Raw genomic sequence first — 13,780 nt, forward strand, 5'->3', positions numbered from 1 at the left:
CTGGGAGGGTCATGACGAACGACTCCGAATCCCAGCTCCCCGGCGAGACCGAGCTCCCAGGCGAGGACGGCGGCGCCGCCGCCGACGTCGAGGAAGCCGTCGCCGTTCCGCGCTCCCGCATCCCCGACCTGCTGCACGCCGCGGTGGCGGCCGTCGGCGGCGTCGAGCGGCCCGGTCAGGTCCGGATGGCCGAGGCCGTCGCCGACGCCGTCGACAACGCCGAGCACCTGCTCGTCCAGGCCGGCACCGGCACCGGGAAGTCCCTCGCCTACCTGGTGCCGGCGCTCGCCCACGGGGACCGCGTGGTGGTCGCCACCGCCACCCTGGCGCTGCAACGCCAGCTCGTCGAGCGGGACTTGCCGCGCACGGTCGAGGCGATGCACCCGGTGCTGCGCCGCCGCCCGCTGTTCGCGATGCTCAAGGGCCGCTCCAACTACCTGTGCCTGCACCGGGCCAACGAGGGCACTCCGAGCGACGAGGGCGAGGGCCTGTTCGACGCGGCCGAGGCGCTCGGCGGGCCCGCCAGCAAGCTCGGGCAGGACGTGTTGCGGCTGCGCGAGTGGGCCGACGAGACCGACACCGGGGACCGGGACGACCTCAGCCCCGGCGTCTCCGACAAGGCCTGGGCCCAGCTGGCGGTCACCTCCAAGGAGTGCCTGGGCGCCACCCGCTGCGCGTACGGGCAGGAGTGCTTCGCCGAGAAGGCCCGGGAACGGGCCAAGCTGGCCGACATCGTGGTCACCAACCACGCGATGCTCGCGATCGACGCGATCGAGGGCGCGCCGGTGCTGCCCGAGCACGGGCTGCTGATCGTCGACGAGGCGCACGAACTGGTCAACCGGGTCACCGGCGCGGCCACCGCCGAGCTGACCGTCGGCGCGGTCAACCGGGCGGTCAAGCGCGCCGCCCGGCTCGCCAACGAGAAGGCCGTGGACGCCCTGCAGGCCGCCGCCGAGAACTACCACGGCCTGATGGAGACCGCCCAGCCCGGCCGGGTCGAGGAACTGCCCGAGTACCTGGCGTACGCGGTCACCGCGATCCGGGACGCCTCCCGCCAGGTGATCAGCTCGCTCGGCGAGACCCGCGACAAGGGGCTCAGCGACGAGGACGCCGTCCGCAAGCAGGCGATGGCCTCCGCCGAGTCGCTGCACGAGACCGCCGAGCGGCTGCTGGAGGACTCCGAGTACGACGTGGTCTGGATCGAGCGCAGCGACCGCTTCGGCATGGGCACCGCCTCGTTGCGGGTCGCGCCGCTCAGCGTCTCCGGGCTGCTGCGCGAGGGCCTGTACAAGGAGCGCTCGGTGGTGCTCACCTCGGCCACCCTCAAGCTCGGCGGGGACTTCAACGGCGTCGCCGCCTCCGTCGGCCTGCCCTCGGACTCCCGGCTGCCGGACGAGCGCACCCCCGGGGACAACCCGGAGCCCGGCTTCGGCGAGGACGCGCTGCCGCACTGGCGCGGCATCGACGTCGGCTCGCCGTTCAAGTACCCCAAGCAGGGCATCCTGTACGTCGCCCGGCACCTCGCCGATCCCGGCCGCGATCCCGAACGGCCGGACATGCTGGACGAGTTGGCCGAGCTGATCGGCGCGGCCGGCGGGCGCACGCTGGGCCTGTTCTCCTCGATGCGCGGCGCCCAGACGGCCGCCGAGGCGCTGCGGGAGCGGCTGGACAACCGGATCCTGCTCCAGGGGGAGGACACCCTGGGCGAGTTGATCCGGGAGTTCGCCTCGGACGCGTCCACCTGCCTGTTCGGCACGCTGTCGCTCTGGCAGGGCGTGGACGTGCCCGGCGCGGCCTGCCAGCTGGTCGTGATGGACCGCATCCCGTTCCCCCGGCCGGACGACCCGCTGATGAGCGCCCGCCAGAAGGACGTCGAACAGCGCGGCGGGAACGGCTTCATGGCCGTCGCGGCGACGCACGCGGCGTTGCTGATGGCGCAGGGCGCCGGCCGGCTGGTGCGCGCGGCGGACGACCGGGGCGTGGTCGCGGTGCTCGACCCGCGGGTGGAGACCAAGCGGTACGGGAGCTTCTTCCGCTCCTCGATGCCGGAGTTCTGGTACACCACGGACCGCAACCAGGTGCGCCGCTCGCTGGCGGCGATCGACGCCTCGGCGCCGCCGGTCAAGCCGGTGGTGAAGCGGGGCTGAAGCGGGGCTGGAACGGGGCTGAGCGGTGCCGTGACCCGGGGCTGGGCGGCGCTACGGCCCGGGGCTGGGCGGTGCCGCCGTGGCCTCGGGCCGGGACGGGGCCGGGGAGCCCCTGGAGACGCCGGAGGGGCTCCCCGCGACCGCGCGGTGGAGCCCCTTCCCGCTTTCGTGCGCGCGAGGCGTCAGAGGCGGCGCAGGACCGCGACGACCTTGCCCAGGATGGTCGCGTTGTCGCCGTTGATCGGTTCGTACGCCGGGTTGTGCGGCATCAGCCAGATCCGGCCGTCCTCGCGCTTGAGTCGCTTGACCGTCGCCTCGCCGTCGATCATCGCGGCCACGATGTCGCCGTTCTCGGCGACCGGCTGGCGGCGCACGGTGACCCAGTCGCCGTCGCAGATGGCCGCCTCGATCATCGAGTCGCCGCGCACGGTGAGCGCGAACAGCTCGCCCTCGCCGACCAGTTGGCGGGGCAGCGGGAAGACGTCCTCGACCGTCTGCTCGGCCAGGATCGGGCCGCCGGCGGCGATCCGGCCGACCAGCGGCACGTACGAGGTGGACGGCCGGCCGGCCGTCTCGGCGGTGTTCGGGCGGGCCACCTCGACGCCGCGGACCTCGTAGGCGCGCGGGCGGTGCGGGTCGCGGCGCAGGAAGCCCTTGCGCTCCAGGGCCATCAGCTGGTGGGCGACCGAGGAGGTGCTGGACAGGCCGACGGCCTGGCCGATCTCGCGCATGGACGGCGGGTAGCCGCGGCGCTGGACGGAGTCCCGGATGACCTCGATCACGCGGCGCTGGCGCTCGGTGAGGCCGGCCTCGTCGGTGCGGATGCCGGGGGGGCGGCCGGGCATCGCGCGGGCGGGCGCCTGGTGGGCGTCGTCGAGCGCGGGGGAGTGTTCGATCGGCTGGTCGGGAACGCGGCTCGTGCTGGAAACGGCCGGGCCGGAGAGGCGGTGGTCTTCGCTACGGTCCATGCTGATGTCCACGCTCTGCTGATTCGTGGTGCGCTGCCCCACCTTGAACTGGGAGTGTTCCTGCACCGGGATGGTGTTGCTTTCGACGGTGTTCACGGCGGCCCCTCTCGACGGCTGTCCTCTCCCCTTTTCCAGCCCAACGCCCCTCCTATCGAAAGGTTGCGCCAAACACACGTTCGAGTGAATTATTCGAGAGTTGGCTGACTCGATCAAGGCTTTGCTGTACATCGGGCTCGTGCATCGAGTAAATGTTCGACCGAATCTCGACGTCGGCAGTCTAATCGGTGCCGACACGCCAGGGGTGTCGCTTCCCCCGGAGGCCTACATCTAGTGGCTACAGTCCTCTCCGTGCCCAGTACTAGTGGTTGCGGCGCGTGATCAGCTTGCCGAGGCCGGGGTCGCATCGCATAGACTCAACAGGTCCGCACGTCCTGCCAGGGAGGGATCCCCAGGTGCACTGCCCCTTCTGCCGGCACTCCGACAGCCGTGTTGTCGACAGCCGGACCAATGAGGACGGCAGCTCGATCCGCCGCCGTCGGCAGTGCCCGGACTGCGGCCGCCGCTTCACCACCGTGGAGACGGCCGCGCTGATGGTCATCAAGCGCAGCGGGGTCACCGAGCCGTTCTCCCGGGAGAAGGTCATCACCGGCGTCCGCAAGGCCTGCCAGGGCCGCCCGGTCACCGAGGACGCCCTCGCCCAGCTCGGCCAGCGGGTCGAGGAGTGCGTGCGCGCCACCGGCAACGCCGAGCTGACCACCCACGACGTCGGGCTGGCCATACTCGGCCCGCTCAAGGATCTCGACGTGGTCGCCTACCTGCGCTTCGCCAGCGTGTACCAGGCGTACGACGGACTGGAAGACTTCGAGGCCGCCATCGCGGAAATCCGCGCCGGACGGCCCGTCCCCGAGGCGGACGGCACCTGCGTGTCCGTCGCCGCCGCCGCGCCCTAGGAGGCGCCGGCACCCGGCCCCTGGTGGGCCTGCTGCACCACACCGGCCCCACGGGGCCCACGCATGCCCGAAAAAAGGGCACAGAACACAACAAACCGTGCGTAAGCGGGCGAGGTCTCCGCCTGCCCGCACACCGGAAGAACGAACCAGCGGTGCCCGGACTTTTCAGGGCACTTCGGGCGTTTGCCCAGGAGGAGGAAGAAGTGACAGACACCACGAGCGGTTCCGCACGCGGGTCGAAGTCCGACAAGACCACGGCCAAGGGCGCGGGCAAGGCCCCCAAGGGCGGTCTGCGGATCGGACGCATCTACACCACTCCTGGCGTGCACCCGTACGACGAGGTCCGCTGGGAGCGGCGTGACGTCGTCATGACCAACTGGCGTGACGGGTCCATCAACTTCGAGCAGCGCGGCGTCGAGTTCCCCGACTTCTGGTCGGTCAACGCCGTCAACATCGTCACGTCCAAGTACTTCCGCGGCGCCGTCGGCACCCCGCAGCGCGAGTGGAGCCTCAAGCAGATCATCGACCGCGTGGTGCTCACCTACCGCGCCGCCGGCGAGAAGCACGGCTACTTCGCCTCCACGGACGACGCCGAGGTCTTCGAGCACGAGCTGACCCACGCCCTCCTCCACCAGGTGTTCAGCTTCAACTCGCCGGTCTGGTTCAACGTCGGCACCAAGCAGCCCCAGCAGGTCAGCGCCTGCTTCATCCTGGCCGTCGACGACTCCATGGAGTCGATCCTCGACTGGTACAAGGAAGAGGGCATGATCTTCAAGGGCGGCTCCGGGGCCGGCCTCAACCTCTCCCGCATCCGCTCCTCGAAGGAACTGCTGTCCTCCGGCGGCAACGCCTCCGGCCCGGTCTCCTTCATGCGCGGCGCCGACGCCTCCGCCGGCACCATCAAGTCCGGTGGCGCCACCCGCCGCGCGGCGAAGATGGTCGTGCTCGACGTCGACCACCCCGACGTCGAGGCCTTCATCGAGACCAAGGTGAAGGAGGAGGAGAAGATCCGCGCCCTGCGCGACGCCGGTTTCGACATGGACCTCGGCGGCGACGACATCACCTCCGTCCAGTACCAGAACGCCAACAACTCCGTCCGCGTCTCCGACGAATTCATGACCGCCGTCGAGAACGGCACCGAATTCGGCCTGCGCGCCCGGATGACCGGCGAGGTCATCGAGACCGTCGACGCCAAGAAGCTGTTCCGCAAGATGGCCGAGGCCGCCTGGGCCTGCGCCGACCCCGGAATCCAGTACGACTCCACCATCAACCACTGGCACACCTGCCCGGAGTCCGGCCGCATCAACGCGTCCAACCCCTGCTCCGAGTACATGCACCTGGACAACTCCAGCTGCAACCTCGCCTCGCTGAACCTGATGAAGTTCCTGCGCGACGACGACTCGTTCGACGCGGAGACCTTCGCCAAGGTCGTCGAGCTGGTCATCACGGCGATGGACATCTCCATCTGCTTCGCCGACTTCCCCACCGAGAAGATCGGCGAGACCACCCGCGCCTACCGCCAGCTCGGCATCGGCTACGCCAACCTCGGCGCCCTGCTGATGGCCACCGGCCACGCCTACGACAGCGAGGGCGGCCGCGCCCTGGCCGGCGCCATCACCTCGCTGATGACCGGCACCGCCTACCGCCGCGGCGCCGAACTCGCCGGCGTCGTCGGCCCGTACGACGGCTACGCCCGCAACGCCGCCCCGCACCAGCGGGTCATGCAGCAGCACGCGGACGCCTCGCGCGCCGCCGTCTCGCTCGACGAGCTGGAGGCCCCGGTCTGGGCCGCGGCCAACGACACCTGGCAGGACGTCCTGCGGATCGGCGCGCAGAACGGCTTCCGCAACGCGCAGGCCTCGGTGCTCGCCCCCACCGGCACCATCGGCCTGATGATGGACTGCGACACCACCGGCGTCGAGCCGGACCTGGCGCTCGTCAAGTTCAAGAAGCTCGTCGGCGGCGGCTCGATGCAGATCGTCAACGGCACCGTCCCGCGCGCCCTCAAGCGCCTCGGCTACCAGGACGAGCAGATCGAGGCGGTCGTCGCCCACATCGCCGAGCACGGCAACGTGGTGGACGCGCCGGGCCTCAAGGCCGAGCACTACGAGGTCTTCGACTGCGCGATGGGCGAGCGGGTCATCTCGGCCATGGGCCACGTCCGGATGATGGCCGCGATCCAGCCGTGGATCTCCGGCGCGATCTCCAAGACCGTGAACATGCCCGAGTCCGCCACCGTCGAGGAGATCGAGGAGATCTACTTCGAGGCGTGGAAGATGGGCGTCAAGGCGCTCGCCATCTACCGCGACAACTGCAAGGTCGGCCAGCCGCTCTCGGCGAAGAAGAAGGACTCCGAGCCCAAGCTCGAGGTGGCCGCCCCGGCCGCCGCGGTCGAGAAGGTCGTCGAGTACCGCCCGGTCCGCAAGCGCCTGCCCAAGGGCCGCCCGGGCATCACCACCTCCTTCACGGTCGGTGGCGCCGAGGGCTACATGACCGCCAACTCCTACCCGGACGACGGCCTCGGCGAGGTCTTCCTCAAGATGTCCAAGCAGGGCTCGACCCTCGCGGGCATGATGGACGCCTTCTCCATCGCCGTCTCGGTCGGCCTGCAGTACGGCGTGCCGCTGGAGACCTACGTCTCGAAGTTCACCAACATGCGCTTCGAGCCGGCCGGTCTGACCGACGACCCGGACGTGCGGATGGCGCAGTCGATCGTCGACTACATCTTCCGCCGCCTGGCGCTCGACTTCCTGCCGTTCGAGACCCGTTCGGCGCTCGGCATCCACTCCGTCGAGGAGCGCCAGCGCCACCTGGACACGGGCTCCTACGAGCCGCTGGAGGCCGAGGAGCTCGACACCGAGTCGCTCGCCCAGTCCGCCCCGGTGGTCGCCACCCCGGCCCCCGCCGTCGAGGCGCCCAAGGCCCCCAAGGCCTCCCCGGCGCAGGCCCACAACTCCACGGAGCTGATCGAGATCCAGCTCGGCCTCAACGCCGACGCCCCGCTCTGCTTCTCCTGCGGCACCAAGATGCGCCGCGCCGGCAGCTGCTACCTCTGCGAGGGCTGCGGCTCCACCAGCGGCTGCAGCTGACCGCCGGTACTGACCCCGCGCGGGTGAGCCACCGCTGAGGCGGGGCGAGGACTTCACGTCCTCGCCCCGCCTTTCGTCGTTGCCCGGGCCGCCTTCGCGGATGCCGATGTCACGGATGGGGGCGGTGGGCGGTCGGTAGGGGGACGGGGTCCGGCGGGAGGAGTGGTGTGGTGATGGGGACGGTGCTGGTGACCGGGGCGACGGGGGTCCTGGGGCGGGAGGTGGTGCGGCTGCTGGTCGCGCGCGGGGTGGCGGTGCGGGGGTTGAGCCGGCGGGTGCGGAGCGGGGGCGCGGGGGTCGAGTGGGTGGTCGGGGACCTGGTGACCGGGGAGGGGGTCGCCGGGGCGGTGGCGGGGGTCGAGGTGGTGGTGGACTGCGCGACCACGGTGGGGCGGAAGGACGTGGCCGCGGTCCGGACGCTGGTGGCGGAGGCCGGGAGGGCGGGGGTACGGCACCTGCTGTACGTGTCGATCGTCGGGGTCGACCGGGTGCCGATCCCGTACTACCGGGCGAAGCTCGCCTGTGAGCGGGTGGTGCGGGAGTCGGGGCTGGGGTGGACGGTGCTGCGGGCGACGCAGTTCCACGACCTGCTGCTGAGGATCTTCGACGTGTCGGCGCGGCTGCCGGTGTTCCCGGTGCCGGGCGGGGCACGGGTCCAGCCGGTGGACGTGCGGGAGGTGGCCGCACGGGTGGCGGAGCTGGCGGGGGAGGGGCCGGCCGGGTACGCGCCGGAGGTGGGCGGGCCCCGGGCGCGGCCGTACCGGGAGCTGGCCGAGGCCTACCTGCGGGCGTCGGGTCGGCGGCGGGTGCTGCTGCCGGTGCGGGTGCCGGGGGCCTCGGGGCGGGCTCTGCGGGCGGGCGGGAACCTCACGCCGGAGCGGGCGGTGGGCCGGGGGACCTTCGAGGAGGCGTTGGCGGAGCGGTTCAGCGGCCGCTGATGTCAACCAGGGTTGGCGGTATGGCGGAGGCCGTAGGCGGGATGGCGGTGGATGAAGGTCGACATGGACCTTGGCGGCGGCTGGCGGCTGCGTTAACGTCGTCGGATCGGTTCGTCCGTCGCCCGCTCGCGATCTCTGCACGCCCGTCTCCGGTACAGCGCGATGTTGTTCAGCCCACCGTCGGCAGCACGCCCTGGCGAGGAGGACCGCATTGACCCTCAACCCGACCGCGCCGTCCAGGAGTTCCGGTCATCGTGGTTCCGGCCGCCGCTTGGCCGTCGTACCCGCCCTGCTCGCGGCGCTGGCCCTGACCGCGGCCTGTTCCAACAGTTCCGGTGGTTCGGGCGGCGGGGGTGACGCGGCGGTCCCGTCGCTGTCCGGCGACTGTGCCAAGTACCAGCCGTACGCTGGACATTCGGGCACCACGGTGACGATGTTCGCCTCGATCCTCAGCCCGGAGTCGGACAACCTGGAGAAGTCCTGGGCCGAGTTCGCCAAGTGCACCGGCATCAAGATCAGCTACGAGGGCTCGAACGACTTCGAGTCCCAGCTCCCGGTCAGGGTGGCCGGCGGCAACACTCCGGACTTCGCGATCATCCCGCAACCCGGCCTGCTGGCGCAGATGGTGAAGAGCGGCAAGGTGGTGAAGCCGCCTGCCCAGACGGTCACCAACGAGGACAAGTGGAGTCCGATCTGGAAGACCTACGGCTCGGTCAACGGCACCTTCTACGCGGCGCCGATGAGCGCCAACATGAAGTCGCTGGTCTGGTACTCGCCGAAGGCCTTCAAGACGGGCGGCTACGAGGTGCCGAAGACCTGGGCGGACCTGATGGCGCTCAGCGACCGGATCGCCAAGTCCGGTGGCGCCAAGCCCTGGTGCGGCGGCATCGCCTCGGGCACGGCCACCGGCTGGCCGGCCACCGACTGGCTGGAGGAGGCGGTGCTGGGCACGTACGGCGGTGACGTGTACGACCAGTGGGTCGGCCACCAGGTGAAGTTCTCCGACGAGAAGATCGCCACGGCGATGAAGACCGTCGCCGACTGGATGCAGAACCCGGCCTGGGTCAACGGCGGTTACGGCGACGTCAAGTCGATCGCCACCACCACCTTCCAGGACGCGGGCGCGCCGATCCTCACCGGCAAGTGCGCCATGCTCCAGCAGGCGTCGTTCTACGAGGCGCAGTGGCCCAAGGACACCAAGGTCGGCCCGGACGGCGACGTGTTCGCCTTCCACCTGCCCGCGGTGAACCCGGCGATCCCCAACCCGGTCGAGGGTGGTGGCGAGTTCCTGGCCGCCTTCTCCAACCGGCCCGAGGTGCAGGCGGTGCAGAACTACCTGTCCAGCTCGGACTGGGCGAGCAGCCGGGTGAAGACCGCGACGGGCTGGGTCTCGGCCAACCAGGGCGTGGACAAGAGCCTGTACACCGACCCGATCGACCGGTTGTCGGCGGACGCGCTGACCGACCCGGCGGCGACCTTCCGCTTCGACGGATCCGACCTGATGCCGGCCGCCATCGGTGCCGGGCAGGAGTGGAAGTCGCTGACCGCCTGGTTCGCCGAGGGGCAGTCGATCCAGAAGACCGCCGCCGACATCGACGCCGCCTGGCCGCAGTAGGCGAACGGCCGCAGTAGGCGCTGAGCCGGACTCGGCGCCGGGCCCGGCCGGGCGCCACCAGGACCACCTGTCGAGGGCGGTGCGGGGCCACCCACCCGCACCGCCCGCCCCTTCCCACCAGAGCAGGAGGGACGCCCAGTCATGTCCGTACCCGGAACCCCTTTACCGGTCACCGCGCTCGCCACCGGCTCGTGGGGCGACGCGGCGGTCAAGTTCGGCAACAGCCTCGGCGCCGTCGCGGGCTTCCTCGGCATCCTGCTGCTGGTCTTCTTCGCCGCGGGCCGGGCCCGGGGCCGGCTCTCCCGCCCGCTGTCGGTGGTGGTGTTCCTCGGCCCGGCCGCGGTGCTGCTGCTGGTGGGCCTGGTCGTGCCGCTGATCCGCACGGTCTATCTGAGCCTGCAGAACGACGACGGCAGCCGGTTCGTCGGCGGCGAGAACTTCGGCTGGGCGTTCACCACCGACTCGGTGCAGAAGGTGCTGGTCAACACGCTGCTCTGGCTGGTGGTCGCACCGTTGGCGGCGACCGGCCTGGGCCTGGTGCTGGCGCTGCTGGTGGACCGGATGCGCGGCCAGGCAGTGTACAAGTCGCTGATCTTCATGCCGATGGCGATCTCGCTGGTCGGCGCCTCGATCATCTTCAAGTTCGTCTACGAGTCGCGCGGACCGGGCCAGTCGCAGATCGGCCTGCTGAGCCAACTCGCCATCGCGGTGGGCTGGGACGACCCGCCGAACTGGATGCTCTCGCAGCCGTTGAACACCTTCCTGCTGATGGCGGTGATGGTCTGGGTGCAGACGGGCTTCGCGATGGTGGTGCTGTCGGCGGCGATCAAGGCGATCCCGGACGAGGTCACCGAGGCGGCCCGGCTGGACGGCGCGCAGGGGGTGCGGCTGTTCTGGTACGTCACGGTGCCGATGATCCGCACCACGGTGGTGGTGGTGCTGACCACCATCATGATCATCACGTTGAAGGCCTTCGACATCGTCCGCACCATGACCGGCGGCAACTTCGGCACCCAGGTGCTGGCCAACGAGATGTACTCGCAGTCCTTCGTGCAGTTCAACACCGGGCGGGGCAGCGCCCTCGCGGTGATCCTCTTCCTCGCGGTGCTGCCGTTGGTGGCCTACAACATCGTCCAGCTGCGGAAGGAGCGTGGGGTCCGATGAGCGCGCCGCACGACAGGCCGGCCCGCGCGATGAGCGCGCCGCACGGCAGCCCGGTCCGGAAGGCCTTCAGCAGCCCGTTGGCCTCGGTCTTCGTGATCGCGGTGACCGTCCTGTGGACGATCCCGACGGTGGGCCTGCTGGTGACCTCGCTGCGCCCCAAGCAGGACGTGACGGCGAACGGGTGGTGGAACGCCTTCCTCCACCCGGACCTGGGACTGGGCAACTACCACACGGTGCTGTTCGAGGGCGGCTCCGGCGTCTCCACCGGGCTGATGCCGTTCCTGGTGAACTCGCTGGCGATCAGTGTCCCGGCCACCCTGTTCCCGCTGGTGCTGGCGGCGATGGCGGCGTACGGGCTGGCCTGGGTGCGGTTCCGGGGGAGCGACAGGGTGTTCTTCGCGGTGTTCGCGCTCCAGGTGGTGCCGATCCAGATGGCGCTGATCCCGCTGCTGCGGCTGTTCTCGGGCGGCGCGCACCTGGGCTCGCTGACGCTGATCCCGGCGGTGGACCTGAAGGGCAGCTACGCGCCGGTGTGGCTGGCGCACACCATGTTCGCGCTGCCGCTGGCGGTGTTCCTGCTGCACAACTTCATCGCCCAGCTGCCGCGGGACCTGATGGAGGCGGCGGTGGTGGACGGCGCCTCGCACTTCAAGATCTTCCGTTCGATCGTGCTGCCGCTGTGCACCCCGGCGCTGGCCTCGTTCGCGATCTTCCAGTTCCTGTGGGTCTGGAACGACCTGCTGGTCGCGCTGACCTTCGCGGGCGGCACGCCGGAGGTGGCGCCGATGACGGTCCGGCTGGCGCAGCTGTCCGGGTCCTTCGGCGGGCGGTGGGAGCTGCTGACGGCCGGGGCGTTCCTGTCGATCATCGTTCCGCTGATCGTCTTCTTCAGCTTGCAGCGGTACTTCGTCCGGGGGCTGCTGGCCGGGTCGGTGAAGGGGTAGCGGAGGCGTTGAAGGAGGAGTCGGGGGAGGGGCCGCGGAGGGGGCGGCGGAAGGCTGGCGAGGGTTTCTGAACTTGTTCAGAACTGATTTTTGAACAAGTTCAGAATGGTCTACAGTCGGCTGCAGCCGCGGCGCCCAGCGCGTCCGACGGCGGACTGCCCCAAGGGCGGCTTCCGCATGCCCGCCGACCACCGAGGGGGACTCATGTCCGGCCTGTCCACGCCCGCCCCGGCCGATCTGCCATCCGAGTCCGGACCCGCGACGCCCGGGCCGTATCGCACGCCCGGGCCGTATCGCACGCCCGGACCCGGACCCGGACCCAGCCCCGCGCCCGGCCCGTACTGGGGGCCCGGCCTGCCCGTGCCGCCGCGCAGCGGGTGGCTGCGCCCGAGCGACCCCGACCGCAAGGCGGTCGCCACGCCCCGGGTCCTCGTCCTGGCGCTGCTCACCGGCCTGCTGACGGCCTGGCTGCTGTTCGACGGGGTGGGCGTCAACCTGCTGATCTGCGCCGGGGCCACCGCTGCCGCGGCCGGTCTCGCCGCCCGGTCGGCGGGCCGCCGGATCCGGCCCTGGACGGTGGTGTGGAGCCTGCTCGCCGTCGCCCTGCTCGCCGTCCCGGCGCTCTGGGAGGCGGGCTGGCCGGTGACGCTGTCCATCGGGTGCGCGCTCGGCCTGGCCTCGCTCGCGCTGCACGGCGGCCGCCGCTGGTCGGGCGTCCTGTTCCCCCTGCCCGCCGCCCTCTGGCAGTGGGCGCCCGGCGTGGTCTGGCTGAGGGACGGGCTGCGCGGCCGGAGCCTGCCCTGCCGGGGCCGGATCGTCCCGGTGCTCAAGGCGCTCGCGGTCGCCGCCGTCCTGCTGACCGTCTTCGGCCTGCTGTTCGCCGGTGCGGACGCCGCCATGGCGGACCTGCTGGGCAGCCTCAGCCCCAGCCTCGACCTCGGCGGGCTCCCGCTGCGCGCGGTGCTGTTCGCACTGGGGGCGTTCACCGCCCTGGGCTTCGCCCACATCGCGGCCGGGCCCCGCCGCTGGGACCGTACGGTCGTCCGGCCGGGCCGGGCCCGCCGCCGGCTGGAGTGGGCGCTGCCGCTGGTCGCGCTCAACCTGATGTTCGGCGCCTTCGCGGTGATCCAGGCCCTGGTGGTGCTCGGTGGCGCCGACGCCGTCCTGCGCAACACCGGGATGAGCCGCTCCGAGTACGCCCGGCAGGGCTTCTGGCAGCTGAGCGTGATCACCGCGCTCACCCTGGTCGTGGTGGCGGTCGCCAAGCGCTGGGCCCCGCGCAGCACGCCCGCCGACCGCCGGGTGGCGCGGATCCTGCTCGGCGCGCTCTGCGTGCTCGCCCTGGTCGTGGTCGCCTCGGCGCTCGGCCGGATGTGGTTCTACGTCGACGCCTCCGGGCTGACCAGGCTGCGGCTCTGGGTGCTGGTGGTCGAGGGCTGGCTCGGCGTCGTCCTGCTGCTGCTGATCACCGCCGGGCTGACCCGCTCGGCGGGCTGGCTGCCCCGCGTCGTCGTCCTCAGCGGCATGCTCACGGCGGCGGTGTACGGGCTGATGGGCCCGGACGCGATCATCGCCGAGCAGAACGTCGCCCGCTTCGAGCGGACCTCCCGGATCGACCTGCGCAACGTCCGCGACCTCTCGCCGGACGCCGCCCCCGCCCTGGACCGGCTCCCCGCCGCCCAGCGGACCTGCGCGTTGCAGTTGATCCGCGCCGGGCTGGAGAACCACCCCGGACAGCCCTGGTACGCGACCAGCGCCTCCGCCGCCCGGGCCCGGGAGATCCTGGCGCAACGGCCGCTGGTGGACCAGCTGGAGGAGGGGCGCACCTCCTGCGAGCGGGCCGGGATGAGGTACCAGGACCTCTGGTCCTGACGCCGGGGCCTGCGCCGGGAAACAGCGGCCTGTGCCGGGGCCGGGAAACAGCGGCCTGTGCCGGGGCCGGGAAACGGCGGCCGGGCCGGTCGG

General features: G+C 71.4%; 9 protein-coding genes. 8 read left to right on the forward strand and 1 reads right to left on the reverse strand.

Annotated elements, in window-relative coordinates; genetic code table 11:
* Positions 1–11: 11 nt before the first annotated feature.
* Positions 12–2,147: an ATP-dependent DNA helicase gene (locus tag ACIPLC_RS23005; RefSeq protein WP_400474868.1), complete on the forward strand. Its 2,136-nt coding sequence runs from the start codon at positions 12–14 to the stop codon at positions 2,145–2,147.
* A gap of 182 nt (positions 2,148–2,329) precedes the next feature.
* Here the strand turns inward: ACIPLC_RS23005 and lexA are convergent, their stop codons facing one another.
* Positions 2,330–3,115 (reverse strand): transcriptional repressor LexA, encoded by a 786-nt coding sequence (lexA, locus tag ACIPLC_RS23010; RefSeq protein WP_400474918.1) that lies wholly within the window; start codon positions 3,113–3,115, stop codon positions 2,330–2,332.
* Between the two features lie 452 nt (positions 3,116–3,567).
* Between lexA and nrdR the strand changes: the two genes are divergently transcribed.
* From nrdR to ACIPLC_RS23045, 7 genes are all read left to right on the forward strand, one after another.
* Positions 3,568–4,065 carry a transcriptional regulator NrdR gene (gene nrdR / locus ACIPLC_RS23015; protein ID WP_400474869.1) on the forward strand — a complete coding sequence of 166 codons (498 nt, stop codon included), beginning with the start codon at positions 3,568–3,570 and terminating at the stop codon, positions 4,063–4,065.
* A 203-nt stretch (positions 4,066–4,268) separates the two neighbouring features.
* Positions 4,269–7,154, forward strand: coding sequence for a vitamin B12-dependent ribonucleotide reductase (locus ACIPLC_RS23020; protein ID WP_400474870.1), 2,886 nt, complete (start codon positions 4,269–4,271; stop codon positions 7,152–7,154).
* A gap of 173 nt (positions 7,155–7,327) precedes the next feature.
* Positions 7,328–8,092, forward strand: a complete 765-nt coding sequence (locus ACIPLC_RS23025; protein ID WP_400474871.1) for an SDR family oxidoreductase — start codon at positions 7,328–7,330, stop codon at positions 8,090–8,092.
* A 271-nt stretch (positions 8,093–8,363) separates the two neighbouring features.
* Positions 8,364–9,707, forward strand: coding sequence for an ABC transporter substrate-binding protein (locus ACIPLC_RS23030; RefSeq protein ID WP_400474872.1), 1,344 nt, complete (start codon positions 8,364–8,366; stop codon positions 9,705–9,707).
* 141 nt (positions 9,708–9,848) lie between these two features.
* Positions 9,849–10,871: a carbohydrate ABC transporter permease gene (locus ACIPLC_RS23035; RefSeq protein WP_400474873.1), complete on the forward strand. Its 1,023-nt coding sequence runs from the start codon at positions 9,849–9,851 to the stop codon at positions 10,869–10,871.
* Complete coding sequence (locus tag ACIPLC_RS23040; RefSeq protein WP_400474874.1) at positions 10,868–11,815, forward strand: carbohydrate ABC transporter permease; 948 nt, start codon at positions 10,868–10,870, stop codon at positions 11,813–11,815. The genes ACIPLC_RS23035 and ACIPLC_RS23040 overlap by 4 nt, the downstream gene beginning before the upstream one ends.
* 360 nt (positions 11,816–12,175) lie before the next feature.
* Entirely contained in the window at positions 12,176–13,687 is a 1,512-nt protein-coding gene (locus ACIPLC_RS23045; RefSeq protein WP_400474875.1) for a DUF4153 domain-containing protein, read from the forward strand.
* Positions 13,688–13,780 lie beyond the last annotated feature (93 nt).

This window comes from Kitasatospora sp. NPDC086801 (assembly GCF_044745805.1).
Taxonomy (GTDB): domain Bacteria; phylum Actinomycetota; class Actinomycetes; order Streptomycetales; family Streptomycetaceae; genus Kitasatospora.

What these genes read in the sequence shown, in the direction of transcription:
- ACIPLC_RS23035 (WP_400474873.1), top strand. Translation starts at nt 9,849, where the DNA reads ATGTCCGTACCCGGAACCCCTTTACCGGTCACCGCGCTCGCCACCGGC.
- ACIPLC_RS23025 (WP_400474871.1), top strand. Translation starts at nt 7,328, where the DNA reads ATGGGGACGGTGCTGGTGACCGGGGCGACGGGGGTCCTGGGGCGGGAG.
- ACIPLC_RS23005 (WP_400474868.1), top strand. Translation starts at nt 12, where the DNA reads ATGACGAACGACTCCGAATCCCAGCTCCCCGGCGAGACCGAGCTCCCA.
- ACIPLC_RS23040 (WP_400474874.1), top strand. Translation starts at nt 10,868, where the DNA reads ATGAGCGCGCCGCACGACAGGCCGGCCCGCGCGATGAGCGCGCCGCAC.
- lexA (WP_400474918.1), bottom strand. Translation starts at nt 3,115, where the DNA reads ATGGACCGTAGCGAAGACCACCGCCTCTCCGGCCCGGCCGTTTCCAGC.